At 36.6% G+C, this 24942-nt stretch carries 21 protein-coding genes; 7 read left to right on the forward strand and 14 right to left on the reverse strand.

What is annotated here, in order from left to right:
* Window positions 1–3: 3 nt before the first annotated feature.
* Entirely contained in the window at window positions 4–564 is a 561-nt protein-coding gene (locus ACIEHO_RS07075) for a hypothetical protein (protein ID WP_406970092.1), read from the reverse strand.
* Between the two features lie 42 nt (window positions 565–606).
* On the reverse strand, window positions 607–2148 hold the full coding sequence (locus tag ACIEHO_RS07080; RefSeq protein ID WP_406970094.1) for a helicase HerA-like domain-containing protein: 1542 nt from the start codon (window positions 2146–2148) through the stop codon (window positions 607–609).
* Window positions 2149–2498: 350 nt separating this feature from the next.
* Between ACIEHO_RS07080 and ACIEHO_RS07085 the strand changes: the two genes are divergently transcribed.
* The gene (locus tag ACIEHO_RS07085; protein WP_406970096.1) at window positions 2499–3128 is read left to right on the forward strand and encodes a 7-carboxy-7-deazaguanine synthase QueE; all 630 of its coding nucleotides are present in this window, start codon (window positions 2499–2501) and stop codon (window positions 3126–3128) included.
* Between the two features lie 71 nt (window positions 3129–3199).
* Window positions 3200–3520 carry a DUF202 domain-containing protein gene (locus tag ACIEHO_RS07090; RefSeq protein WP_406970098.1) on the forward strand — a complete coding sequence of 107 codons (321 nt, stop codon included), beginning with the start codon at window positions 3200–3202 and terminating at the stop codon, window positions 3518–3520.
* A 151-nt stretch (window positions 3521–3671) separates the two neighbouring features.
* Here the strand turns inward: ACIEHO_RS07090 and ACIEHO_RS07095 are convergent, their stop codons facing one another.
* From ACIEHO_RS07095 to ACIEHO_RS07120, 6 genes are all read right to left on the reverse strand, one after another.
* Entirely contained in the window at window positions 3672–4199 is a 528-nt protein-coding gene (locus ACIEHO_RS07095; RefSeq protein ID WP_406970100.1) for a DUF2911 domain-containing protein, read from the reverse strand.
* A 313-nt stretch (window positions 4200–4512) separates the two neighbouring features.
* Window positions 4513–5787, reverse strand: coding sequence for a YCF48-related protein (locus ACIEHO_RS07100; protein WP_406970102.1), 1275 nt, complete (start codon window positions 5785–5787; stop codon window positions 4513–4515).
* Window positions 5788–5844: 57 nt separating this feature from the next.
* Window positions 5845–9186: a bifunctional amidotransferase subunit GatB/aspartate--tRNA ligase AspS gene (gene gatB/aspS / locus ACIEHO_RS07105; RefSeq protein WP_406970104.1), complete on the reverse strand. Its 3342-nt coding sequence runs from the start codon at window positions 9184–9186 to the stop codon at window positions 5845–5847.
* Window positions 9186–10586 carry an amidase family protein gene (locus ACIEHO_RS07110; protein ID WP_406970106.1) on the reverse strand — a complete coding sequence of 467 codons (1401 nt, stop codon included), beginning with the start codon at window positions 10584–10586 and terminating at the stop codon, window positions 9186–9188. The genes gatB/aspS and ACIEHO_RS07110 overlap by 1 nt, the downstream gene beginning before the upstream one ends.
* A 2-nt stretch (window positions 10587–10588) precedes the next feature.
* Entirely contained in the window at window positions 10589–10852 is a 264-nt protein-coding gene (locus ACIEHO_RS07115; protein WP_406970108.1) for a hypothetical protein, read from the reverse strand.
* 350 nt (window positions 10853–11202) lie between these two features.
* Window positions 11203–12465, reverse strand: coding sequence for a porin (locus ACIEHO_RS07120; RefSeq protein ID WP_406970110.1), 1263 nt, complete (start codon window positions 12463–12465; stop codon window positions 11203–11205).
* Window positions 12466–12898: 433 nt separating this feature from the next.
* Here ACIEHO_RS07120 and gyrB point away from each other — a divergent pair, with 433 nt between their 5' ends.
* Window positions 12899–14848, forward strand: a complete 1950-nt coding sequence (gene gyrB / locus ACIEHO_RS07125; protein ID WP_406970112.1) for a DNA topoisomerase (ATP-hydrolyzing) subunit B — start codon at window positions 12899–12901, stop codon at window positions 14846–14848.
* Between the two features lie 73 nt (window positions 14849–14921).
* Here the strand turns inward: gyrB and ACIEHO_RS07130 are convergent, their stop codons facing one another.
* The 4 genes from ACIEHO_RS07130 to ACIEHO_RS07145 form a co-directional block, all read right to left on the reverse strand.
* On the reverse strand, window positions 14922–15377 hold the full coding sequence (locus ACIEHO_RS07130) for a hypothetical protein (protein ID WP_406970114.1): 456 nt from the start codon (window positions 15375–15377) through the stop codon (window positions 14922–14924).
* A gap of 154 nt (window positions 15378–15531) precedes the next feature.
* Complete coding sequence (locus ACIEHO_RS07135; RefSeq protein ID WP_406970116.1) at window positions 15532–16122, reverse strand: porin family protein; 591 nt, start codon at window positions 16120–16122, stop codon at window positions 15532–15534.
* 31 nt (window positions 16123–16153) lie between these two features.
* A complete protein-coding gene (locus ACIEHO_RS07140; protein ID WP_406970118.1) occupies window positions 16154–16930 on the reverse strand; it encodes a membrane metalloprotease in 777 nt (258 codons plus the stop codon).
* Window positions 16931–17040: 110 nt separating this feature from the next.
* Window positions 17041–17514, reverse strand: a complete 474-nt coding sequence (locus ACIEHO_RS07145) for a hypothetical protein (RefSeq protein ID WP_406970120.1) — start codon at window positions 17512–17514, stop codon at window positions 17041–17043.
* A gap of 360 nt (window positions 17515–17874) precedes the next feature.
* Here ACIEHO_RS07145 and ACIEHO_RS07150 point away from each other — a divergent pair, with 360 nt between their 5' ends.
* Together ACIEHO_RS07150 and mdh are read left to right on the forward strand one after the other, a co-directional pair.
* Entirely contained in the window at window positions 17875–18891 is a 1017-nt protein-coding gene (locus tag ACIEHO_RS07150) for a DUF6588 family protein (RefSeq protein ID WP_406970122.1), read from the forward strand.
* A gap of 209 nt (window positions 18892–19100) precedes the next feature.
* Window positions 19101–20027: a malate dehydrogenase gene (gene mdh, locus ACIEHO_RS07155; protein ID WP_406970124.1), complete on the forward strand. Its 927-nt coding sequence runs from the start codon at window positions 19101–19103 to the stop codon at window positions 20025–20027.
* A 60-nt stretch (window positions 20028–20087) separates the two neighbouring features.
* Here the strand turns inward: mdh and ACIEHO_RS07160 are convergent, their stop codons facing one another.
* Together ACIEHO_RS07160 and ACIEHO_RS07165 are read right to left on the reverse strand one after the other, a co-directional pair.
* Window positions 20088–20735 carry a hypothetical protein gene (locus ACIEHO_RS07160; RefSeq protein ID WP_406970126.1) on the reverse strand — a complete coding sequence of 216 codons (648 nt, stop codon included), beginning with the start codon at window positions 20733–20735 and terminating at the stop codon, window positions 20088–20090.
* Window positions 20736–20747: 12 nt separating this feature from the next.
* Window positions 20748–20948 carry a hypothetical protein gene (locus tag ACIEHO_RS07165; protein ID WP_406970128.1) on the reverse strand — a complete coding sequence of 67 codons (201 nt, stop codon included), beginning with the start codon at window positions 20946–20948 and terminating at the stop codon, window positions 20748–20750.
* Window positions 20949–21125: 177 nt separating this feature from the next.
* On the opposite strand from ACIEHO_RS07165, the gene ACIEHO_RS07170 reads away from it, so the two are divergent.
* Window positions 21126–21746 (forward strand): hypothetical protein, encoded by a 621-nt coding sequence (locus ACIEHO_RS07170; RefSeq protein WP_406970130.1) that lies wholly within the window; start codon window positions 21126–21128, stop codon window positions 21744–21746.
* A gap of 155 nt (window positions 21747–21901) precedes the next feature.
* Window positions 21902–24895 (forward strand): protein translocase subunit SecDF, encoded by a 2994-nt coding sequence (gene secDF / locus ACIEHO_RS07175; protein WP_406970132.1) that lies wholly within the window; start codon window positions 21902–21904, stop codon window positions 24893–24895.
* Window positions 24896–24942 lie beyond the last annotated feature (47 nt).

The raw sequence follows: 24942 nt of genomic DNA on the forward strand, positions 1-24942 counted from the left end.
TAGTTAGTACTTGTTCCAATTTATGAAAAAGTATTTGATTTTTGCGTTATCTGGTATGTGTGTGGCTTCAAATTTTAAATCCATATCAAATCTCAAATTGGCAGGCAGTTCTTTTTTGTCGATGGTGAAATCACCGTGAATTTCATCTACAGCCACCACAATGGAGTTGATTAGGTTACTAATTCTTGAAATTTTGTAATTGTTCTGAATCTCTTTAAAAGTGCTTAAAGTACTTACTCCTTTTTCAGTTTTATAACGTTCATCAAAAATGCGTATGCTTGTTATGGTTGATGTAGAATCCAGTGGTTGACTAGGCGTGAGCCTCAAAAGTTTTTTTCCGCCTTTTTCATAAATTTCTATATGATTCGGGTTTCCTGAAAACTCATCGCCACTAATAGATTTTACAATAGAATCTTTAGCATAAATGGTTTCTAAATCTTTAACTTGAGTAGAATCGGTTAACTTACCGATATGCTGTTTTGAGACTTCAAAAGGCTTTGGTTCGTTGTTGCAGCTTATTACTAAAAACATTAGGGCAATAAAGCCTAAAATTGGGAAACGCATAAATTGAATTTGAGTTTAAATTAGTATATGTCGATTGCCGACTTATTTTTTCATCAGTTTGGTTAAGATACCAAAAACACTTCGTATAAACGTAGCGCTGGTTAAAACTTTTACGATAGGATTCATTCTGGTACTTCTTCTTCTAGTAGTTGACGTTCTTTTTTTAGATTCTACTTTTTTAAGTGCTTCTTTTTCTTTTCTAGCTTTTTCCTTGGCCTCTTCGGCCTCAGCCTGAGCTATTTTATGGTTAAGCATTTCGTATGCACTTTCCCTATCTACAGTATCATTATATTTTTTAGCCAATTTAGATTGCGCAAGTAGTTGGCTAAGTTCGGTGTCTGATAAAATATCCATTCGACTCATTGGCGCACGCATCATGGTAGCTGCCAATGGCGTTGGGCGTCCTTTTTCGTCTAAAGCAGAAACCAAGGCTTCACCAATTCCTAGTGATGTTAATACCTCGGTGGTATCGTAATACTCAGAGTCTGGATAATTTTGAGCCGTTAATTTTATGGCTTTTCTATCTTTTGCAGTGAAAGCCCTCAAGGCATGCTGTACTTTTAAACCCAATTGCCCCAAGACTTCTTCTGGAACATCGGTTGGGTTTTGAGTTACGAAATACAATCCAACCCCTTTACTTCTTATCAGTTTTACTATGCTTTCAATTTGATTTAAAAGCGCTTTTGAAGCTTCATCAAAAATTAAATGTGCTTCATCAATAAACATGATGAGTTCTGGCCTACCGCTATCGCCTTGTTCTGGAAACGTAGAATATATCTCCGCTAACAAACTCAACATAAACGTTGAGAATAATTTTGGTCTATCTTGAATATCGGTAAGTCTGATTATGTTAATATAACCACGTCCGTCATCATCAACTCTTAACAAATCTTGCACATCAAAGGAGGTTTCACCAAAAAACAAATCGGCACCTTGTTGTTCAAGCTCTACAATTTTTCTAAGGATAGCGCCTGTTGATGCTGTTGAAATGCGTCCGTAAGCTTCTGTAAATTCTGCTTTTCCTTCTTGGGTAGCATATTGAAGGATTTTTTTGAAATCCTTCAAATCCAATAAGGGTAATTTATTGTCGTCGCAGTATTGAAAGATAACTGCGACAATTCCCGATTGGGTTTCGGATAAATCTAAAATTCGAGATAATAATACCGGACCAAATTCACTAATGGTAGCACGTAGTCTGACCCCATCTTGCTCTGAAAGGGTTAAAACTTCAACAGGAAACGATTTGGCCTCAAACGGTAAACCTATTTTTTCGTGGCGTTCATCAATTTTCGGGTGGCCAGGGCTTGGTTTTGCCAAACCACTTAAATCGCCTTTAATATCCATGAGTAATACAGGAACTCCTTTTTCGCTTAAATTTTCTGCCAGTACCTGAAGCGATTTTGTTTTCCCTGTACCTGTGGCACCCGCAATAAGTCCATGTCTGTTCATGGTTTTTAAAGGGATTTTAACATGTGCTCCAGTAACGGTTTCGCCACCCAGCATGGCCGCTCCTATAGGAATGTATTCGCCTTTGGTAGTGTAGCTTTCAGTTATAAAATCAAAAAAAGTTTCCTTAGTTGCCATGCTAAAATTTTGCATAAAAATACAGGAAATAAAAAGAAGAAAAAAATGTGGTTTTTAATAAAATTTATACATTATATTTAAATAAATAATAGGTGATATGAATTCTATAATCAAGAAATAATAAACGAATATCTGTTATCAATCATAAATTTGTTTGTCACCCTGAACTTGTTTCAGGGGCTCATCATAAAACAGAGATTTAAAAATAATATGAAATGCTGAATCAAGTTCAGCATGACAAAAACAAGGTGTTATGGCTAAAAGCGGACAATCAATAATAATAATTAAATAAACAATAGAACTTTATTAATAATAAAGATTTATAAGGTATTGTGTATCTTTGCGCCCTTATGGATTTAAAGGTACAAGAGTTAGTAAACAAAGGCGAAATGTTACCACTTATGGAAGAATTTTATACCATACAAGGTGAAGGTTTCCATAAAGGTACTGCGGCCTATTTTGTACGCATTGGAGGTTGCGATGTAGGATGCCATTGGTGCGATGTAAAGGAGAGTTGGAATGCCCAGTTGCACCCACCCACCCAAACCACTAAAATTGTTGAAAACGCCAAAAAATATAGCGATACCATTGTAGTTACTGGTGGCGAACCTTTAACTTGGGATATGACTCTGCTGACTTCAAAATTGAAAGCTGAAGGTTTGCAGGTACATATTGAAACTTCTGGTGCTTATGAGTTAACCGGGCAATGGGATTGGATTTGCCTTTCGCCTAAAAAAATGAAACTGCCTACAGATGAGGTTTACGCCAAGGCCCACGAGTTAAAAGTGATTATCTACAACAAAGACGACTTTCGTTTTGCGGAAGAACAAGCGGCTAAAGTAAACAGCAACTGTATACTGTATTTGCAGCCCGAATGGAGCAAACGCGATAAGATGATTCCCGAGATTGTAGATTATGTGATGAAACACCCCAAGTGGAAAGTCTCTCTACAAACCCACAAGTATTTGAATATTCCTTAAAAAATTGCTTATTTTTAGGTGTATAAATAAAAGAGACTTCTCTTATGAAAGCACCTGTAAAGTTGAAAAAAATGAAACTTCTACGCTTTGGGCGCGATTTTAAGCCCGACCAAGAAGTTATTCTCCGCGATTATTTGGCCATAGAGCGTACTCGTTTGGCTAACGAGCGTACCTTGCTATCGTATATCCGTTCGTCGTTATATTTACTTTTAGGGAGTATTGCTCTTTTTCAGATAAAGAATTATCCAAATTTTGAATATTTGGCACTGGCCTCTTTGGTGTTCAGTATTATATTTTTTGTAATAGGTGTGTACCGGTTTACGCTACTTAAAAAGAGTTTAAAGCGGCTATACTACATGACTGAAGCCAATGGTGATAACGATGATAAATAGAAAGCCTGTCTAAAATCACCGTTTTTTGTCAACCTGAACTCGTTTCAGGTTCTCATGGATTTAGATAAACAACCTTTTGAGATTCTGAAATAAATTCAGAATAAAACGTTTTGGGCTTTTTAGACAGACCCTTTATGCTTTAATAAAAATGTTAAATACTCACAGGAACAGAAACCCTAACCGTATCCCATGCTAAAACCATGGCGCCGTCATGAAAGGTAATAGAAAATGCTTCTATGGAATCGCCACTAGCTACAGGGGCTTTTACCCGTAAAGCATCATTGCTTTCCTTGTAATTGTAAGCGCCCCAAACATCGGTGTCGTTGCTTAAAATAATAGTCCATTCAGTGTCGTCTGGAATGGTGTACAACGAGTAAGTACCAGCTTTTACAATTTTACCACCAAATTGGGTGTCTTGGTAAAATTTAATTTCGGTAGCTTCATTGGCTCCGGTTCTCCAGACTTTGTCATTGGGCGCTAATTGGTTTAAATCACGCCCTTTTAGTTGCGGTCTGCTGTAAATAACCTTAACCATGGGTGGTGCATTTCTGCTGGTTTTGTAGTAGCTAATGTCTAACGGACTTTTATCTAATCCAGAAAATTTTTGAGCCATAGCGTCAGTTGATAAAAGCATAATAAATGCACAAACTATGGAAGTTACAAGCGTTAGTTTTTTCATTTTAAGTTTTTTAGTGATTTTTAAAATTTTAAAGTTTTAAAGTTAAGCCGAAAAACTCATAAAGTTTTTATAAAAGTGACATGTTTATGTTAAAGTTTGCCTGTGGTAAGTTTGTTTAAAGATTTCAATTTAAAAAATGCTTAATACTGTCTCGCCTGATTAGTATGTCATTATTTGTACACAATTATAAAAATTTGCAGACTTTATTCAGGACGGGTCATTTGCTTAAGCTTTTATTTTAAGGAGGTATGGCAAGGTTCTTGGTTGGATTGTTTCACTTAAAGGTCTTAAAAAAATTTGCAGAATAAAAAAACTAGTTCTTAATAAATTTTAATGATTCTCTACCGCTGTTATTATGAAAATTAATTAGATACATGCCCGAGGAAAGGTCTTCAATAGAAAATTTATATTTTTTTGTTGTTTTATTTAAAATGATATCTCTACCCAATTGTCTTATAAATTTGGCATTTAAATCATATAGCTCGATTAATAAATTATCGCTAGAATCAAATTTAATATCAAATTCAACGAACGATTCTGTAGGATTGTTTTTTAATTTGATGTTTAGAGTTGTTTTATTCCTTTCTAAGAATTGTTTAGTGTTTAGAGTTTCTTCGGTGAATTTATATAACGATGTTCCGCTTGCAAAAGCCAAAGTAGTACTGATAATAAAAATTCTATTTAAATTGCTGCCAATGTTTAAGTTGGTCCAAGTTTGTCCGCCATTTTCGGTTTCATAAAAACCAGTTGTATGTCCACCCATCCATCCTTTGTTCTCACTTATAAAGCCAACGGCTTGAATATCGGTCTCAGGGGCATCATAAGTATTCCATGTCGCCCCTCCGTCAGTTGATTTAGCTAACTTCCCAAGGTTTGGATTTACAGCTGATATAGAGCCAAAAATTACATTTGGGTTGCTTTCTAATATTTGCATTTTCCAAAAATATTCCCCAGTAATATTTGAATTATAAAGTTCGCTCCAAGTTAAACCTCCATCTGTTGTTTTGAGTATGGTTGCACCATTATCATTTCTGCCTGAAACGAAACCTATGTCTTCGGTTAAAAAATAAATTTCTACCAATGCATTTGCATAGGCAGACATGTCTATAAATTGCCACGTATTTCCACTATCAGTAGATTTAATAATGTGTGCCGGTGTAAAATAAGCGCCACAACCATATATTGTTGAAGTGCCAACAGTATTCAAACCACAAATAGCAGGCGGATTTGGAGATATATTTGTTACTGCTGTCCAATTATCTCCGCCATCTGTAGTTTTGAAAAATTTGTCATTTAATGTGCCAAGAAAACCAATGTCTTCATTTAAAAATTCAATGGTTCTAAAATAATAGTTGCCTTCAAGTGTAACTTCGTTTAACTGTTCGATCCAATTTTTACCTCCATCTGTGGTTTTATAAACGGCAGCATAATACCCGTTTGCAGCCCAACCAATATTTTTATCAATAAAGAATATATCATCAAAACGTTGGTTATTTGTGTTTGAAAAAATGTTTGTAACGGGTTGCCAAGTAGCCTGAGCACTTACATTTAAATAAAAAACTAGAAAAACAAATAACAAAAATTTCATTAGATAAGCTATGGTTCTAGTTTGTTCATAAATAGTGATGCATCATCAATATAGGAATTATTTCTTAATCACCTTAACATTCATTTCTTCTACCTTTTTATCGGATAACATGGATGGCGCACCAAACAGTAAATCATCACTAGTTCCCGTTTTTGGGAAGGCCATCACTTCTCTAATGGATGCTTTTTTCTCTAAAATCATCATCAATCGGTCAACACCCCATGCAATACCACCGTGCGGTGGCGCACCATAATGGAAAGCTTTATACATAGTGCCTACGCTTTTCATCATTTCCTCTTTGTTGTAGCCCATGTTTTTGTACGTGGCTTCTAAAATTTCGGGTTTGTGGGCACGCACTGAGCCACCGCCAATTTCGTAGCCATTTAAAATAAGGTCGTATTGTTGGGCAATAATGCTTCCAATATTTTCTTCCTTGCCATTCATGTGTTTTTCAATATCATAAATTGCGGGCATCGAGAAAGGGTTGTGGGTAAATGTCCAGCGGCCTTCGTCGGTTTTTTCAAACATAGGGAAATCAATAACCCATGCTGGACGTAATTCCTTAGGGTTAATCAATCGCAACATGTGGCCTAACTCCTGGCGAACGGCATCCAATGCTTTGTTGGCCGTAGCATAATCGGCAGCCGAGAAAAACACAATATCACCCACCTGAGCATTGGTAGTTTTAATAATTCCGGCGGCGATATCTTCACCTAAAAATTTGATAATAGGCGATTGTAAATCGTTTTCATTTACAATAATATAGGCCAAACCACCCAAGCCGTGCTGTTGGGCAATGCCTGTTAGTTTTTCAATTTGTCCTTTTGATAGACGTTTTTTACCCTGTTCTTCTGCCGATACCCTAATGCATTTTACAATGCCGCCTTCTTCGATAGGTTTGCTAAATACCTGGAAGGTGGTGTCTTTTACAATTTCGGTAATGTCTTGGAGTTTTAAACCGAAACGTAAATCGGGTCGGTCGCAGCCATAATAATCCATGGCTTCCTTGTACGTCAGCACTTCAAACGGATGTAAAATCCATTTTTTGCCATATATTTTTTTAACGATGTCATTGAACATATTGGTGTTCAAATCAATAATTTGCTGCATGCTGGCGTATGCCATTTCGATATCCAACTGCGTAAATTCCGGTTGGCGGTCGCCTCGCGAATCTTCATCCCTAAAGCAACGGGCCAATTGAAAATACTTTTCGTAGCCACTTACCATCAACATTTGCTTAAACTGTTGCGGTGCTTGCGGAAGTGTATAAAACGCCCCGGCCTGCTTACGCGATGGCACGATAAATTCACGAGCACCTTCATCGGTTCCGGCACTCAAAATAGGTGTTTCAATTTCCAAGAAATCTTGGTCGTCCAAGATATCGCGCATCAACTTAATGACTTTGTGTCGATTTACGATAACGCGACGCACATCGTCATTTCTATGGTCTAAATATTTATACTGAAAACGGGTGTTTTCGTTGGTTTTAGTAGCGCGTTTAATTTCGAACGGAAGTGTCTTCGATAGGTTTAAAATATCCAGTTCGGTGGCTTCCAATTCAATGGTTCCAGTTCTTAAACTCGGGTTGTAGTCGTCTTCTTTTCTTTGAACGATGGTTCCCGAAACGGTAATAACAGACTCTGGTTTTAAGCGTACCAGTTCATCTAAATTAGGAAACGATTCACGACTTAATCGCACTTGGAATTTTTCGGTACTCGAATCGCGTAAATCGATAAAAATAAGTTCGCCATGGTCACGCACACTCGATACCCACCCTGAAAAGGTTACTTTTTCGTTGATGCTCGCTTCAGAAATATCAGGAATAATATGTGTACGGTATTCGTCTTTTATAACGATGGGTATTTGCGGGAGGACCTCTTCGTCTTTGGCTTCAGTTTTTTGACCTTTAGATTTTGACTTTTCTCCACTTCTGCCTTCCGTCTTCGAGCTTCCAGCATCAACATCCTCAGCAAGCTGACTTAAAATACCTTCGCGAATCACTTTTCCAGAAGCGCCTTTGCCAATTATTCCAATCACTTTTCCAACCAAAATGCCTGCTTTACCTTGGTTTCCAGCTTTTATATCGTTGGCAATGGTTTCGTTTTCTGAAATCACTTTGGTGATAACCGCTTCTATTTTTTCCTCAGAAATGGTATTGTCGTCAAAATATTGATTGTAGTCAAAATGACGGTCTTTTAAATAATTGGTTATCCCATTTTGTACTAAAACCGAGGTGATTTTTTCCGCTTTAAAAAGCTGGAAGATTTCAATTAAATGTTCTATTCTATGGATGTCGCCATAGTCATCAGCACCAATGTTGTTAACCAAAGTTTTAGCCACAAAAGATGGGTCTTTTATCACGTCATTTATTTGCATAAATGTTTTAGAGCGCAACGAATCTGCCGTAAAAAACTTAGCATCTTGTGGTAAAACACCACCTTTAATCAAAATAGATTCAACGGCAAAGGGTAGCGAGCTAATGTCGACGTCAATCGTTTCTACAACGTTCTTTATGTTTACAAAAGGTAAATCTGGTTCCGAAATAAAACGGTAATCGGCCTCAAATTCCTTTTTACGCATGGTTTTGGTTTGCTTTAAATCGGCATCAAAAAGCACAGTGGTTTGGTCAGGTCTAAACTCTTTATGCTCTAAATAATAGCTGAGTTGCTTTTCAACTTCTTCCTTTAAAGCGTCCACCATAAACTTGAATGAGTTTAAGTTTTTGATTTCGGTACGCGGATTTAAATTGTAAGTGTGTTTTTTACGAAGCGACACCGAAACATCCGATTTAAATTCCCCTTTTTCAAGGTTGGCTTCGCTTATTTTTAAGTTTTGAACAATACGCTGAATGTACTGTGCGTAGGTTGAAGCATCTTCAATATGACGGATACATGGTTCGGTTACAATTTCAATTAGCGGCACACCAGCTTTGTTGAAATCGACCAACGAAATTTTCTTTTCGTGCATCAATTTTGCGGCATCTTCCTCGATATGGACTTGCGTTAAATTAACGGTAAATTGCGAACCGTCGTTACGGAAACACGATACTTGGCCGTCAGGAATCACTGGGTTGTGAAACTGCGTAATCTGTATGTTTTTGGGGTTGTCTGGGTATTCGTAATGTTTTCTGTCCCAAGAAATGACCTCGTTTTCAAAAGTCGACTTTACCGCCTTACCAAAGAAAACAGCCTTTTTAATAGCCTCTTTATTAATGGCAGGTAAAACGCCCATTTGCCCAGTACAAACAGAGCAGATGTTTTGGTTTGGAGTTTCTGTTTCTTCGTTAGCGCAAGAACAGAAAAGTTTGGTTTTCGTATTCAAACGAACGTGGGTTTCCAGTCCGATGACTAACTCCAGTTCGTGTTGTTTTAGTAGCTCGTTTAATTGCTCCAGGTCCATTATATTGTGTCTTTTAAGAAGTTAGCAAACTTCAAAACAAGTTCGTCGTTATTTTTTGCGGCCGTAATTTGTAATCCCATTTCTGTGCCTTGCGGAACGGTTAATGTGGGCAGTTGTCCCAAACTGAAACCAACCGTGTAAGCATCACTCAAATACATAGCCAGTGGATCTTTTAAGCTGTCTCCAATTTTTGGAGGCGTGCTTGGTGTTACTGGGGAAATGATAACATCAACCGCTTTAAAATCTTCTTCGAAATTATTGGAAATGGCATCACGAAGAGCCAATCCTTTTAAATAGATTTCATCTGAAAACCCTTGGGACAATACCTGATTCCCACCAACAATACGGCGTTTGGTTTCTTCTGAAAAATTTTCTGAGCGCGTTACAGCGTAAGTTTCTTTTAAATTTTCGGCTTCAATGCGGTTGCCGTAATTCGTGCCGTCTAATCTTGAAAGGTTAGAAGCTGTTTCGGCCATAGCCAAGGTGTAGTATGTTGAAACTAAAGTGTTCGATTCAAAGAAATCCAACGCTTTTACTTCAATGCCTTTGGCTTTAATCTTTTCGATAGCTTCTAGAAAATCGGCTTTCACCTTTTCGTCGATGGCTTCACTTTCAATAAAGTTTTTAAAGTAACCTACGGTTTTGATGCTTTCGGAATTGGAAAGACTTTCCTCTGAAATAGCTTCAGAAGCATAAGTGGTTTGGTCTTTTCCGTCTTTTCCACTCAAGGCGTTTAATACAATACGAATATCTTCAACCGACTTGGCTATAGGGCCAACACAGTCCGTAGAGGAGGCGTAAGCCATCAATCCGTAACGTGAAATGCGTCCATAAGTGGGTTTTAATCCATAAACATGGTTGTAACCTGCCGGCTGACGCACCGAGCCTCCGGTATCACCACCAATGGAAAATACGGTATAATCTAAAGCGACGTTTACCGCCGAACCACCACTGGAACCACCACCAACCAACTCGGGGTTAATCGCGTTTTTTACAGCGCCAAAAATGGTGTTCTCACTCGATGAGCCGTGGCCAAAACTATCGCAGTTTTCTTTTACGATGGGAATGGCACCTGCATCCAATAATTTTTGAATGGCCGTTGCTGTGTATGCCGATTTGTAATCTTTTAAAAGTTTGGAACTAGCAGTCGTTACCGTTCCTTGCACCATGTAAACATCTTTAATACCGAATGGAATACCTTCCAAAAGCCCGATGTCTTCGCCATTAGCAATTTTATCGTCTACTTTTTTAGCCAATTTTAGGGCGGTATCAATTAAGAGACTGTTTACGGTTTTGTGGGTGTTTTGGGTTAAAGCATCTAGTTTTTCTTGAACCAAAGCGGTGCAAGTTATCTCTTTGCTCACCAATTGCTGATGGATTTTACGTATCTGAGAGTCCATAATTATTCTTCTATAACTTTAGAAACTACTAAATAGCCGTTCTTTTCTTTGGGGAAGTTTTCAATGATGATTTGCTTTTCAGTATCTGGACTATCTATCACCACATCGTCCCTTAAATCATCTAACGACACGCTATTATGAGGGTGAGAAGCATGGTTGTTTGATGCGTTGGCGTTTTTAATCACCTCAAACAATTTGTTTACGGCCTCACTAGGCTTCGCTCCTTTAATGCTCGACAATACATCGACTGTCATAATTTTACTCATGTCTTAATTTTTTTAGGTTGAGATATTTCAAAAACAGTATCTAAAAAAAAGCCTTCCGTAATCGGAAGGCTTTATATATTTTTATAACAATAACCTTCCTGATCCTAAAAATTAGGATTATTGAAATTATTATTATTATTATTATTGTTCATAATTGGTTTTGCGGCTCAAATATATGTAGAAATAATGTACTAAACACTATTTTTATTGATAACCTCCTTGATATTGTCGAATTTTTAAAAAACCATATTATTATTTATCAGTTTTTTAAGTAAAGTTAAAAGTCGTTAGTTTTACTTGTGAGCGTAAACAGTTTTGCTGTCTTGAACAGTGTTTGAAAACAGATTAATTCAATTCAATGAAATTTGGTACTGTACAACTGCCATTCCTTTGTAATTTTTTTGCTGTAAAGTAACGGCATCAAAGATGGGGCGATGTTGGTAGCCTAGGCTTATTTTGTCGTCATGGGAGCCGTTTACAAAAAAGTTTACGGTAAAATCATAAACAATCATACTGTCGTTCAATACATCCCAATCAGAATGTTGCACGGCAATATTTGGTTGGATAACTGCCATGTGGTCGAAAATTTTTGTTTCCTTAAACGCGTAACCAAATTGCCCGTACCATGTGGTGCCCGTGCCAATCATCGGGAAGGCCACTCCCGAACCATTAAAGTCCGTTCCGCCGCCAGTTGTGGGATTGTTGGCGCCCACGTTACGGATATAATCTTTGCCGAAATCATAATCATAAAACCCTAAATATGCGGTTATAGCATTGCCGTTAACAAGTGGAAGGTTTAAGAACGAGTCAGCCGAAAAATGCGATATATCATAAATATTAGTATCTGGTAGACTGGCGTCACCATCACTCATAGCTTCGGGCTGAAATTGAAACCCGGCACCAATATTAAATACTTTTTTCTTTTGCATGTATGTACCGGTTTGGTAAGCTGACTTATTGGATTCATGCTCAAAAAACTGGTATTTTACGTATGCCGAGGTTTTTACCCTGGGCTTGTTGTTGGCGAAATTTACTGCGCCAGCGGGAACGGTTTTTACGTAGAAAGGTCTGTTAAAGGCCATTCGATAATCAAACTTACCGGCTTGTCCTTTTAGCCAAAACCCAAATAAACGTCCAATGTCATCATTAATCTGAACCGAATTTAAAGTAAATAGAGGCGAATCCAGTCCCATGAGGGTTTTGCTAGAACGAATGTTCCAGCGGTTTAAACCCTGCCATCCAGATTTACCTATACCAATTTCAAAGTATTTGGCAAACGAGTATTCAACATATAAATCCAGCACTTCAAGTGGAAAATCTTCACCTTTAAAATTATAGTTGTTGCCCCCAAAAATGGCATAGGCATATACTTTGGGTGATATTTGTGCAGAGATGGGAATACGCAACCTCCTAATGGAAATATCAAAAAACTCTGGTGTAGGTTCACCGTGAATTATGGAACCCTCGTTTAAATCGGAATACCTTAACCAGAACTGCGAGGTCAGGTTCCAATTAAAAGTAGGTTTGAATTTTTCATTTTGACCTACTAATAACGACGGACAAAATAGAGCTATAGAGAACATCCAAATTAAGGTTCTTTTGTTAAGTATCATATCAAATTTGTTTCTAAAAGTTCTGTGCAAAATTAGGTTGAACTATCATACTAAAAAGTGACATGCATCATATTTATTGATAAAATTTCTTTTTTGTAGAACATCAAAATTTCTCAGTTTTCCAACGTTTTTATTTGAAAAAACAATGAATGTTATGTGTAACGGAACTTTATATAAGCTTTTGTGCGGATTTTTTGTTGCGGTGACTTAATGTTACAGGTGTAAAACCATGTTAAATCCATTTTAAGACACTTTTTAAGCGATTTAAGAGACTTTCAAGTAATCAACAAATGTTGATAATTTTCTAATTGAGTCGATGAATTTCTTTTTAAAGGGGTTAAAATTTCGTATATTTGTTCGTGTTCAAAAGGATGCTTCTAGGCATCTTTTTTTGTGAAAAACACCTAAACTTAAATTAAGATTAAAAGAGGATATGAGCGAAGCAAAAGAAGAATTTAATAAGCACGGCTATTCGGCCGATAGTATTCAGGCGCTTGAAGGTATGGAGCATGTGCGTATGCGTCCATCCATGTATATTGGTGATGTAGGTGTACGCGGTTTGCACCATTTGGTTTATGAGGTAGTAGATAACTCTATTGACGAGGCGCTGGCTGGGCATTGTAACAATATTACGGTTACCATTAATGAAGATAATTCAATTACAACCGAAGATGACGGACGTGGTATTCCAGTAGATTTACATAAAAAAGAAGGTGTTTCTGCACTGGAGGTAGTAATGACTAAGATTGGGGCCGGAGGTAAGTTCGATAAAGATTCTTATAAGGTTTCAGGTGGTTTGCACGGTGTTGGTGTAAGTTGTGTTAATGCATTGTCTGAGCATTTAAGAGCTACAGTATATAGAAATGGACAAATTTGGGAACAAGAATATGAGCGTGGAAAAGCGTTATATCCTGTAAAAGCCATTGGTGAAACGGATAAAAGAGGGACTATTGTAACCTTTAAACCAGATTCAACCATTTTTACCCAAACATTAGAGTATAGCTACGATACTTTAGCTAGCCGTTTGCGAGAGTTGGCTTATTTAAATAAAGGCATCACGGTACATTTAGTGGATAAGAGAAGCAAAAAAGAAGATGGGTCTTTTGAAGGTGAAACTTTTCATTCTGAAGAAGGTCTAAAAGAATTTATAAAATACTTGGATGCTACCCGTGAGCCATTAATGCGCGATGTTATTGCCTTTGAAGGTGAAAAAAACGGTGTACCTGTTGAAGTAGCTATGGTTTACAATACTTCGTATGCAGAAAATTTACATTCGTATGTAAATAATATCAATACGCATGAGGGTGGTACACACTTATCAGGATTTCGTCGTGGTTTAACACATACTTTAAAGAAATATGCCGATGAATCCGGCATGCTTGATAAATTGAAGTTTGATATTGCAGGTGATGATTTCCGTGAAGGATTAACAGCTATTGTATCTGTAAAAGTTCAAGAACCTCAATTTGAAGGGCAAACCAAAACTAAATTGGGTAACAGAGAAGTTTCTGCGTCTGTAAGTCAAGCGGTTTCTGAAATGCTTACCGATTATTTGGAAGAGCATCCAGACGATGCCAAAATCATAGTTCAAAAGGTGATTTTGGCCGCACAAGCGCGCCACGCAGCGCAAAAGGCTCGCGAAATGGTACAGCGTAAAACGGCCATGAGTATTGGTGGCTTACCTGGAAAATTATCCGATTGTTCCGAGCAAGACCCATCAAAATGTGAAGTGTTCTTGGTTGAGGGTGATTCGGCAGGTGGAACGGCAAAACAAGGTCGTGATAGAGCGTTTCAAGCTATCCTTCCACTTCGCGGTAAAATATTGAATGTTGAAAAAGCCATGACACACAAGGTTTTTGAAAACGAAGAAATAAAAAATATTTTTACAGCACTTGGTGTTACTATTGGTACTGAAGAAGACAGTAAAGCCTTAAACCTTTCGAAATTACGTTATCATAAAGTTGTCATTATGTGTGATGCCGATATTGACGGTAGCCACATTGCCACTTTAATTTTAACTTTCTTCTTTAGATATATGAAGGAGTTGATTGAAAACGGACATATTTATATTGCAACACCACCATTATATTTAGTTAAAAAAGGTGCTAAAAAGCAATATGCTTGGTCTGATAAAGAGCGTGATGAAATTGTTGCTGAGTTTGGAGAAAGTTCAAAAATCCAACGTTATAAAGGTCTTGGAGAGATGAACGCCGAGCAACTTTGGGATACCACAATGAATCCTGAGTTTAGAACGATGCGTTTAGTGCAAATAGATAATGGTACAGAAGCCGATAGAATTTTCTCTATGTTAATGGGTGATGAAGTGCCACCACGTAGAGAGTTTATCGAAAAGAATGCTATTTATGCGAATATTGATGCGTAGGCAGAAATAAAAAGCGTAAATAAAAATAGGCTATCCAAATTTGGATAGCCTATTTTATATTAAAAACCTGCGCTTAAAACAGCCCTAACCGAACATTTGGTGTGCTAATGCCTACTCTAGTGTTTATGCCACTTCTTTGTTGGGGGTGTCGGTAATAATACCCATCATATCTGTAATAGTAGAATGAGGCATGATGGTAATAATGGTCACTATGGTGACAGTGATTACTACAGTGTTCATAATGTGCGGAATAAGCATCTCTTTTACCTTGCATATATGCCGTGTAGGCAGCTCTATCTTTTTTCTTTAAATTTTTCTCATAGGTTTTTTGTTCTTTCCAGAATTTCTCTTCTTCCGCTTCAGTTTTGGCAGTAAATTGTTGTTCAAATTTGGCATCTTCCTCAGCTCTTTTTTCATAGTATGTTTTCTTGTCAATTTTAGTTTCACTTTTTAACTCTTGTTCTTGGGCTTGAGGGTTAAATGATAATAAAATAGCTAAAATGAATACACTTGTTTTAAATATCCTCATGACTTTTTGTTTTATTAATGTTTTGCCTTTGTGGCCTTTCTATTAATAAGACAACTAAAAATCGATTTACCCTACCTATCAATAATTTTTGTAAAAAAAAGGTTGGTTTAAATACATAAACCAACCTTTAAACTTTATTTTATTTTCTGTTTTTTTAAAAATCGAAGCCAAGTGAAAATTGCCAAACTCTGTTTTGAGGGCTGCCCTCGTCATAAATATCACCCATTCCCAAATGGTACCGCACCCCTAAAGTTACTCCAGATTTGGTTTTAAAACCACCACCAAAGTTAAAGCCCCAATCGAAATTATTCGGATCAAACTCTTGCGAAGTGTCAAAAAGACCAAAATTACTGTCAAACTCCTCTTTATGTGAAATGGCCAAGCCAATTTGTGGTCCCGTTTCTAAATAGAAGGTTGATGCAGGATAAATCTTTAATGATAATGGAAGATTTAAATAATCAAGCTTTTGCGTAAATGTGCCACTACCGTCTTTTAGTTCGTACCCTTGTTGCGAATAAAGTAACTCTACTTGCAGAGCCGCTGATTCTGCTATAAACGATTCGCCATAAAGCCCGATATGAAATCCGTGACGTTGACCGGTTTCTGTTTCGCCATCAAAACTAACAGCAGCTAAATTGTATCCGAATTTTAATCCTGTATTTGATGTGCCGCTTTTGCCGTCTTGGGCTGTTACGTTCATTAAAATTGCTAAAATCGATAAGATTGTTAAAAAATAGGTTTTCATAATTATAAAGATTTTGGGTTCTTATAGTTTTTTATTTTCCGCCGTTGGCTTGCAAATCGGCTATGCATTGTGCATCCAATTGTGGAGCGCTTCCGGAATTGACCACATTGCCAATGGCTGAACCAGATTCGGCTTCCCAATACATTAAACAATTTTCAACATTGCAGTGTTTGGGGTGTTCTTCGTCTTCATGGTCACTTTGAAGTGCAGCCCCTAGATTGGTCAATCCTAAAATATGGCCAAATTCGTGGGTTATTACTGTGGTTTCTAAAACAGACCGATTGGGTTCTGTTGGACTATTGCTGAATTCTCTGATAGTTTCTTCGTAAATAACAAAGGACGTATTCCAATATGCTGACCCTAAAACTACGTTGTCATCATCATTTTTATCAGACTCGCCGTCCACGAAAAGTGCCCAAACAGCAATCGTATTACCGTTGTTGTAATTGGTGCGATGGGTGTTTTCAATATCTGCAATCTCATCAATAGTGAAGGTGGTTTTTCCTGATGATGGAATGGCTTTTTTCTCAACAACAATACCATCGGGCTTGTAAGTCCTGGCTTCCAAAAAGGAGACAAAATTATTAATAGCCTGTTGGGTAGGTTCAAAACCTTCAACATAAGCCAGTTCAATTTCCATCCTAGTAAATGTGTCGTCGGAAAGTAAATCGTTGGATGAACTACCCGTAGCTTGTTTGTTTGCATTAACATTTATGGTGTCTTCCTGATTCTCAGAATTCGTGTCTTTTGAGCAACCTTGAAGTAAACCGAAAACGATTAATAACAGCATTGAGATTTTAACTTTCATATTTCCGAACTTTTTTTAACGTCCATTACAGGCTTATTATTTTGAAAACAGCTGTCCGAAAAAGGGCAGCTGTTTTAACCAACACATACGTAGCAAATACAAATCTAGTTTTATATTTGGGCTAAAACAAGAGTTATGGCTGCATTTGTTGTGCTTTGTAATTGGATAGAATTCTCAGTGTAACTGGTTACTTTCCATTTGCTGTTAAGTAATTCGAAAGTGGCGTTTCCAGTAAAATAAAAGCTTAGGTAAATATTTGTTTCTGAGGCTACTTCGTAAGTGCCTTCAATATTACTGATTGTACTGTTAACTATATTGGTAGCCGTACAGTTTAAGTTATCAGCAAAATCGATGGTGAATTCGGCAAATTCGTTTGCTTTATCTACACCGGCTGAGATAAACGACTGTACTTTAAATGAACCTTCAATTAAAATGGTTTCTAAATTTTTAGCGTTTTCTTTGGCTTCTTCTTCCTCGTCGATTTTATTTTGTAAATCCATGTCGCTGCTAATTTCAACTACGCTGTTGCTTTGTCCGTTTAAACTAGCCGTAATAGGGTAGTTTATGTCAGCGAAACTATTCAAGATGGCAATCAGGTTGTAGTTAATTATGATGCGCCAAATAATGAAAACTTAGATGATTTTATGAGATTGGATGCCTCAATGAACTATAATTTTAATATTTCTAATAATACCCTGGCAACATTACGAGCCGGCGTTATTAATTTTTTAAACAGAAGGAACAGTGTTAATCGTTATTACGAAGTGGATTCTAACGACTCTAATTCTGCTGTTTTAATAGATAATAATTCAATTGGCTTAACTCCAAACTTAAGTTTTCGTGTACAGTTTTAAAATATAAAAATCGATAAAAAGCATTTTTAGACGATAAAATGTTGTTTTTTGTGGTTTTTTTTCTATGTTTGTAAAACAAAATTAAAAGTAATGAAAAAGATATCTCTACTTGTTCTATTGAGTTTATCGGCATTTATATCCAAAGCCCAAAGTGACATTGATGCACTTTTAGCCGCTGGTGTTGATGATGCACAGCGTTTTGCAAACGATTATTTAATGCCAGGAACCAATGGTTTAATGCACAGTATGAATGCCAGCTGGTTTAATACCGCTGATGCTAAACCTTTAGGTGGTTTTGAAATTTCAGTTGTTGTTAATGCTTCGTCTGTGAAGGATGAAAACAAAATGTTCAATTTAAACACGGCCAATTATAATAATATAGCTTTTCCTGATAGTTCACCTTCAAAAATGGTATCGACGGTATTAGGGGAAAATGACCCAGCCATTTTTGTTGAAGTAGAATATGAGGATCCTATTTTTGGAAGCCAAACAGAGACCATTGAATTACCAAATGGTATAGGATCTAGTAGTGCTAATTTATTGCCAACGGCCTTTATTCAGGGTGCTTTGGGCCTTAGTAAGGGTATAGAGGTTAAAGCGAGATTTGTTCCAAAAATAGATACAGATGATGTAGCTTTAAGTATGTACGGAGCAGGCTTACAATTTGAAATGACTAAATGGTTGCCCGCTGATAAATTATGGCCAGTCGCCATTTCTGGTTTAGTTGCGTATACTCATTTGGATGGATCTTACGATTTAACAGATTCTTCAATAATTGATGGTGAAAATCAACGGATAGAAAACAGCACCAATACCTGGTTGTTCCAACTTATTGCTTCAACAAAAATGCCCGTTATTAATTTTTATGGCGGTTTAGGAATGATAAAAGGAAAATCTGAATCTGACCTATTGGGAACTTATAGGGTTACTAATGGTTTTATTACATCAGAGCCAATTGTTGACCCTTTTTCAGTGTCCAGTGAATTATCCTCAGTAAGAGGAACTGCCGGACTTAAATTAAAGTTAGGATTTTTTAGGCTTAACGCTGAATACCATATTTCAGAATTCAATGCCTTTTCATTAGGTATAAACTTTGGGTTTAGATAATGAAACACCAGTAAAAAAATAATTTATTTAGTTTTAGTTAGTTATATTTAATTTTTGTTTAAAAGTGCGGGATTTAGTCCTGCACTTTTTTATTAAGAGCGTTTTAATTCGTAATTTCGCATGACTTAAATCATAAATTAGCTGGTGTTTAGGCCAGATATTTGACATATTTAAAAATTATTTAACACGTAACTAAAAAATAAGTAAAAATGAAAGTAACAGTAGTAGGTGCAGGAGCAGTTGGTGCAAGTTGTGCAGAGTATATTGCTATTAAAAATTTCGCTTCAGAAGTTGTATTGCTTGATATTAAAGAAGGCTATGCAGAAGGGAAGGCTATGGATTTAATGCAATGTGCCTCATTAAACGGATTTGATACAAAAATTACAGGTGTAACCAACGATTACAGTAAAACTGCGAATAGTGATATTTGTGTTATTACTTCGGGAATTCCGCGTAAGCCAGGAATGACCCGCGAAGAATTAATTGGTATTAATGCCGGTATTGTAAAATCTGTATCTACAAGTTTACTTGAACATTCTCCAAACATGATTCTTATTGTGGTAAGTAATCCAATGGACACTATGACCTACTTGGCGCATAAGTCGCTTGGTATTCCAAAGAACAGAATTATAGGCATGGGAGGTGCATTAGATTCAGCTCGCTTTAAATACAGATTGGCAGAGGCTTTAGGAGCGCCTATTAGCGATGTTGACGGTATGGTAGTTGGTGGACACAGTGATACGGGAATGGTTCCTTTAACGTCTCACGCTACTAGAAACAGTATTAAGGTTTCTGAGTTTTTAAGTGAAGATCGTTTAGAGCAGGTTGCTGCTGATACTAAAGTTGGTGGGGCGACTTTAACAAAATTATTAGGTACTTCTGCTTGGTATGCGCCAGGTGCTGCCGTTAGCGGATTGGTTCAAGCTATTGCATGCGACCAGAAGAAAATATACCCTTGTTCTACGTTTTTAGAAGGCGAATACGGTTTAAATGACATCTGCATTGGTGTACCGGTGGTTTTAGGAAAAGGTGGTATTGAAAAAATCGTTGACATTCCTCTAAGCGATGCAGAAAAAGAACACATGAAATCGAGTGCGGAAGGTGTTAAAAAGACCAACGGACTGTTGGACGTATAACAAACAAATTTTCGAATAACAAAAAAGCCATCAAAATTTTGATGGCTTTTTTATTGATTACTATTCTTCTTTTTCAGTAAAAATAATCTTTTTTAATTCTTCTTTTTCTTTAATAGCTTTTTCTTTTTGAGTTTTAATTTTTTCTTCTAATTCGTTAAGTTTTTCGTTAGCTTTTTTAATAGCGTCTTCTTTTTTCTCAATTTCTTCAGCCTCAACTTCTTTGTTTTGTTTGGCTTCTTCCAGACGTTCTTTCGCTTTTTTTACTTTTTCACGACCTTTAACCAATACATCTTCACTCGAGGCGATTTTGTATTCTTTCTCTTCAACTTTGTCTTGAGCCTCTTCAGAGCGATAACGACCAAATTCTTTACCAGTCAAATTGCCTTTGTTTTTTCCGTAGGCGTTTCCTTGGTTTTCTTTTGTTTTCTCTTTCAATAGAACGTCACGATCATTGGCAGGTTCATTCTTTTTAATCTTTTCTTTGAGCGCTGTTACTTCCTTTTTAGAATGGTCTTCAATATCATCTTTTTGGCCTTTTGCCTTTTCTTGGCCTTTTTTCTTTAATTCCTTTGCTTCAGAATTTCCCTTTTGTTTAATGTTTTCTTTTTTGTGTTCTAAGCTTTTGCCTTTTTCTTGAGCTGATACGTTTTGGAACCCTATGAATGCAAAAATTATAGCTATTGAAAATATAAGTTTTAAATTTTTCATCTTTTATTTTTATTAAATACTATCTAATTCTTTTAATTGTTCTTCAACTTCATTGGTCGTTTCTTCCAAGCTTTCAATGCCTTGGTTGATGTTGACTTCAATGGAATCTATTTTTTTGATAGCCTTTTCTACCAACTCCTGTTCTTTTTTCTTGTTATCTACGCATGATATAAAAAATAACATGCTTAAAAATAGAAAGAGTAATTGTTTCATAAATTTTAATTTTTAAGGTTAATTAAGTTTAATGCATCAGTTTTATCTGACGTTAAATTATTCAATTATATTATATACGTGAAAAATTGGTCTATTGGTTGTCAACTAGAAATGGTTTAACTTCTGTTAATAGAAACAAAGTCTATAAAATGGCAATTATTTTTTTATATTTGGCGCATGGTGGCAAGATGGTGCATTAGCATTTTTATTTTTACCCTTACATTGTTTGGAGTGGTGAGTCAACAGCAAGTGGCTCTACCAAACCAAGAGATTGTATTGGAGTTTACAGATATTGATTTATCTGCAGAACATGCACAAGGCACTATTGATGCGATTAAAAAGCAATTACAAGAACTTGGTGCCGAAAATATCCAAGTCAATACCGAGGAAGGGCATGTAAACATTGCTTATTACAGTTCATCTGACACAGCAAGCATTAAAAAAACACTTTCTAACGGCAGTTATTTAGCGCTCAACTGTACAGCAAATTCTAAATCCGAAAAGCCATCTGTACCTTCAGAGAACAATGATGTCGCACATTACAATTTCGATGTTTTTGAAATTCAAAATGATGATGGTCATGGTAGAAATTTAAATGGAAACCTCGTTCTTGAAGTAGAGACTAAAAGCGATCGTTTTTTAGAACCCAATTTCCATCTGTTTTGCAATCAAATTGGCTCAAGAAATGAAAATGAGTCTGTAGAACTAGCTTATGCCATTCGAAGAAATATTGCCGTTGCAATAAAAGATACACCTCATAAAATTCCCGAAGGTCGTGCCGGACCAACATTTTACTAGGAAGTTTGTAATTTCCGCACCTACATTAAATTACCCGAGAGTCGTTGTAACATAAGTTGTACGGCTATAAATTCAATAAACAAATAAAAATTGTCAAATCATAAGGTAAATGATTTATTTTCCCGTTTTATAATTTGACATTAAACAATATAACAATGCAAAACAAAGGATTAGTAAAATTATTCGCGATTTTGTTTGGTTTGGTCAGTCTTTATCAGCTGTCCTTTACATTCAAAGCCAATTCTATTGAAAGTGAGGCTGAAGAAATAGCCATCAACAAAATTTCAGAATCAGAAGATGATTACCGTGGCAAGCGCAGCCAAGAAGAAGCCAATTATCTTCAATCTATTGCTACCGATACAGTTTACAATATAGGAATAGCAAAATTCACTTATAACGAGGTGAAGCAAAAGGCCATGAATCTTGGCTTGGATTTAAAAGGAGGTATAAACGTAATCCTTCAGGTGTCTGTAAAAGACATTTTGAAAGGCTTGGCCAACAATACCACAGACCCTGTTTTTAACAAAGCTTTAGAAGATGCTTCAGAGCTTCAAAAGAACAGTCAAAATACGTATCTACAAGATTTTTTCACTGCTTTTGACAAAATAAAAGGCGAGACCAAATTAGCCTCACCAGACATTTTTTACACCAAAGCTTTAGATGGTGAAATTGACGGAAGCATGAGTGATGATGAGGTTAAGGATATTATTGAAACCAAAATTGATGAGTCGATTGTTTCTGCATTCGAAGTATTGCGTAAACGTATTGACGAGTTTGGTGTAACCTCGCCAAATATTCAACGTTTAGGAACTTCAGGACGTATTTTAGTGGAGTTGCCAGGTGTTAAAGATGTAGAAAGAGCAAAATCTCTTTTACAAAGTACTGCGCAGTTAGAGTTTTGGGATGCTTATAAAGGTGAGCAGTTCTACCAATTTATATCTCAAGCCGATGCCGTTTTAAAGGATATTGTTGAAGATGATACGCAAACCGTTGAGGTAGAAAGCCAAGATGAGGAAGATGCGCAAGATTCACAAATTGATGATTTATTAGGTGATAGTGAAACCGATTCAACAGCGGTAGATAACAATATCAACCCATTAGGGAAATTAATTAAAGGTGTGGGTTACCAAGGTGGTCCTATTATTGCCAAGTTCGAAATTAAAGATAAAGCAACAGTTTTAGACTATCTTAACAGACCTGAAGTAAGAGCATTGCTTCCAGCAGAAATGCGTTATACGAAATTCGTTTTCGGAAAACCTGAACAGAATAGTGAGTTGGTTGATTTGTACGGGTTAATTGGTAATCGTGAAAATGTGCCACAATTAAGTGGGGCTGTAGTTACCGATGCTAGAAACCAGTTTGGCCCAACGGGTAAATCTGAGGTGTCTATGCAAATGAACTCAAAAGGTGCTAAAATTTGGGAAGAAATGACAGGTAATGCCTATCAGCAAGGTAGCCAAATTGCTATTGTTTTAGATGATGTGGTTTATTCTGCACCGGGTGTAACTTCTGGACCAATTGCTGGAGGGAGTTCTTCTATTTCTGGAGATTTCACACTTAACGAAGCGATTGATTTAGCAAATGTATTAAGAGCAGGTAAATTACCGGCTTCGGCAGATATTATTCAAAGTGAAGTTGTTGGACCTTCTTTAGGTCAAGAGGCTATTGACAGCGGTACAACATCGTTCTTAATTGCATTGGCGTTAGTATTGCTTTGGATGATTTTCTACTACGGAAAAGCAGGTGCATTTGCCGATACCGCTATGATATTGAATATTGTTTTAATTTTCGGCGTATTGTCTGGTTTGGGAGCCGTGTTGACACTTCCTGGTATTGCAGGTATCGTACTTACCATTGGTATGTCGGTTGATGCGAACGTACTTATTTTTGAGCGTATTCGAGAAGAATTGGCCAAAGGAAAAGGACAAATTGAGTCTGTTAAAGATGGTTTTAGCAATGCCTTGTCATCTATTTTAGATGCTAATATCACAACAGGTTTAACGGCATTAATTTTATTTGTGTTCGGTACAGGACCAATTAAAGGATTTGCTACGACCTTACTTATAGGTATTTTGACATCTCTTTTTACCGCTATTTTTATTACTCGATTGTTAATTGATTGGTACGTAGATAGAGGTGGTAAATTAGATTTCTCTACAGGAATAACTAAAAACCTATTCAGAAACATAAGCATCGAATTCTTGAAAAAACGTAAAACCGCTTACATTATCTCAGGAGTGCTTATCGTTTTAAGTTTAGGGTCGTTATTAACAAATGGGTTAGATCAAGGTGTCGATTTTGTTGGAGGTAGAACGTACCAAGTTCGTTTTGCCAACGATATCAGTGCAGAGGAAATTACCAACGTATTATCTCAGCCAGATGTTTTTGCGAGTGCCGATGCTAAAACTTTTGGAGATGCCAACCAATTAAAAATCACTACAAAATATAAGGTTAACGAATCGGGGGCTGAGGTTGATGAAGAAATAAGAAAAACACTTTACAATGCTTTAGTACCTTATTTGGAAGGTGTGTCGTACGAACAGTTTATGGATCTTAACGATGAAAATAAACAAGTTGGCTTATTGGAATCGTACAAAGTAACTCCAACTATTGCTGATGATATTAAGCAAGCCTCTATTTGGGCTATTTTAGGCTCGTTGATTGTGGTATTCTTGTATATCTTATTCCGCTTTAAAAAATGGCAATATTCATTGGGTGCGGTTGCTGCCGTATTCCACGATGTGTTGATTGTTTTGGGTGTATTCTCAATTACTTACAAATTCATGCCATTCAACATGGAAATCAATCAAGCGTTTATTGCTGCCATTCTTACGGTAATAGGTTACTCGTTAAACGATACCGTGGTTGTGTTCGATAGAATTCGCGAGTTCTTTAACGAGCATACCAGCTGGCCATTTAATCGTGTGGTGAATGCTTCATTAAGCAGTACTTTAAGTAGAACGTTAAATACTTCGTTAACTACACTTGTAGTATTGTTGGCTATCTTTATTTTTGGTGGCGATTCTATTAGAGGGTTTATGTTTGCTTTAATTGTTGGTGTAATTGTGGGTACGTACTCATCATTATTTATTGCAACACCAATCATGTACGATTCAGTAAATAAATTAGAAGATAATAAGAAGAACTAAGACTAACTCGAAATTTCTTCTTAAAGCCTATCAACTTTTGTTGGTAG

Source organism: Flavisericum labens (genome assembly GCF_045446075.1).
In the GTDB taxonomy this organism is placed as follows: Bacteria; Bacteroidota; Bacteroidia; order Flavobacteriales; family Flavobacteriaceae; genus Flavisericum; species Flavisericum labens.

Bases quoted from the DNA above. Each gene is read 5' to 3' on its own strand.
- ACIEHO_RS07150 (WP_406970122.1), top strand. From the start codon at position 17,875: ATGAAAAAGATATCTCTACTTGTTCTATTGAGTTTATCGGCATTTATA.
- ACIEHO_RS07140 (WP_406970118.1), bottom strand. From the start codon at position 16,930: ATGAAAGTTAAAATCTCAATGCTGTTATTAATCGTTTTCGGTTTACTT.
- ACIEHO_RS07165 (WP_406970128.1), bottom strand. From the start codon at position 20,948: ATGAAACAATTACTCTTTCTATTTTTAAGCATGTTATTTTTTATATCA.
- gyrB (WP_406970112.1), top strand. From the start codon at position 12,899: ATGAGCGAAGCAAAAGAAGAATTTAATAAGCACGGCTATTCGGCCGAT.
- ACIEHO_RS07170 (WP_406970130.1), top strand. From the start codon at position 21,126: ATGGTGGCAAGATGGTGCATTAGCATTTTTATTTTTACCCTTACATTG.
- secDF (WP_406970132.1), top strand. From the start codon at position 21,902: ATGCAAAACAAAGGATTAGTAAAATTATTCGCGATTTTGTTTGGTTTG.
- ACIEHO_RS07100 (WP_406970102.1), bottom strand. From the start codon at position 5,787: ATGAAATTTTTGTTATTTGTTTTTCTAGTTTTTTATTTAAATGTAAGT.
- ACIEHO_RS07095 (WP_406970100.1), bottom strand. From the start codon at position 4,199: ATGAAAAAACTAACGCTTGTAACTTCCATAGTTTGTGCATTTATTATG.
- gatB/aspS (WP_406970104.1), bottom strand. From the start codon at position 9,186: ATGGACCTGGAGCAATTAAACGAGCTACTAAAACAACACGAACTGGAG.
- ACIEHO_RS07160 (WP_406970126.1), bottom strand. From the start codon at position 20,735: ATGAAAAATTTAAAACTTATATTTTCAATAGCTATAATTTTTGCATTC.
- ACIEHO_RS07085 (WP_406970096.1), top strand. From the start codon at position 2,499: ATGGATTTAAAGGTACAAGAGTTAGTAAACAAAGGCGAAATGTTACCA.
- mdh (WP_406970124.1), top strand. From the start codon at position 19,101: ATGAAAGTAACAGTAGTAGGTGCAGGAGCAGTTGGTGCAAGTTGTGCA.
- ACIEHO_RS07075 (WP_406970092.1), bottom strand. From the start codon at position 564: ATGCGTTTCCCAATTTTAGGCTTTATTGCCCTAATGTTTTTAGTAATA.
- ACIEHO_RS07120 (WP_406970110.1), bottom strand. From the start codon at position 12,465: ATGATACTTAACAAAAGAACCTTAATTTGGATGTTCTCTATAGCTCTA.
- ACIEHO_RS07110 (WP_406970106.1), bottom strand. From the start codon at position 10,586: ATGGACTCTCAGATACGTAAAATCCATCAGCAATTGGTGAGCAAAGAG.
- ACIEHO_RS07080 (WP_406970094.1), bottom strand. From the start codon at position 2,148: ATGGCAACTAAGGAAACTTTTTTTGATTTTATAACTGAAAGCTACACT.
- ACIEHO_RS07135 (WP_406970116.1), bottom strand. From the start codon at position 16,122: ATGAAAACCTATTTTTTAACAATCTTATCGATTTTAGCAATTTTAATG.
- ACIEHO_RS07130 (WP_406970114.1), bottom strand. From the start codon at position 15,377: ATGAGGATATTTAAAACAAGTGTATTCATTTTAGCTATTTTATTATCA.
- ACIEHO_RS07090 (WP_406970098.1), top strand. From the start codon at position 3,200: ATGAAACTTCTACGCTTTGGGCGCGATTTTAAGCCCGACCAAGAAGTT.
- ACIEHO_RS07115 (WP_406970108.1), bottom strand. From the start codon at position 10,852: ATGAGTAAAATTATGACAGTCGATGTATTGTCGAGCATTAAAGGAGCG.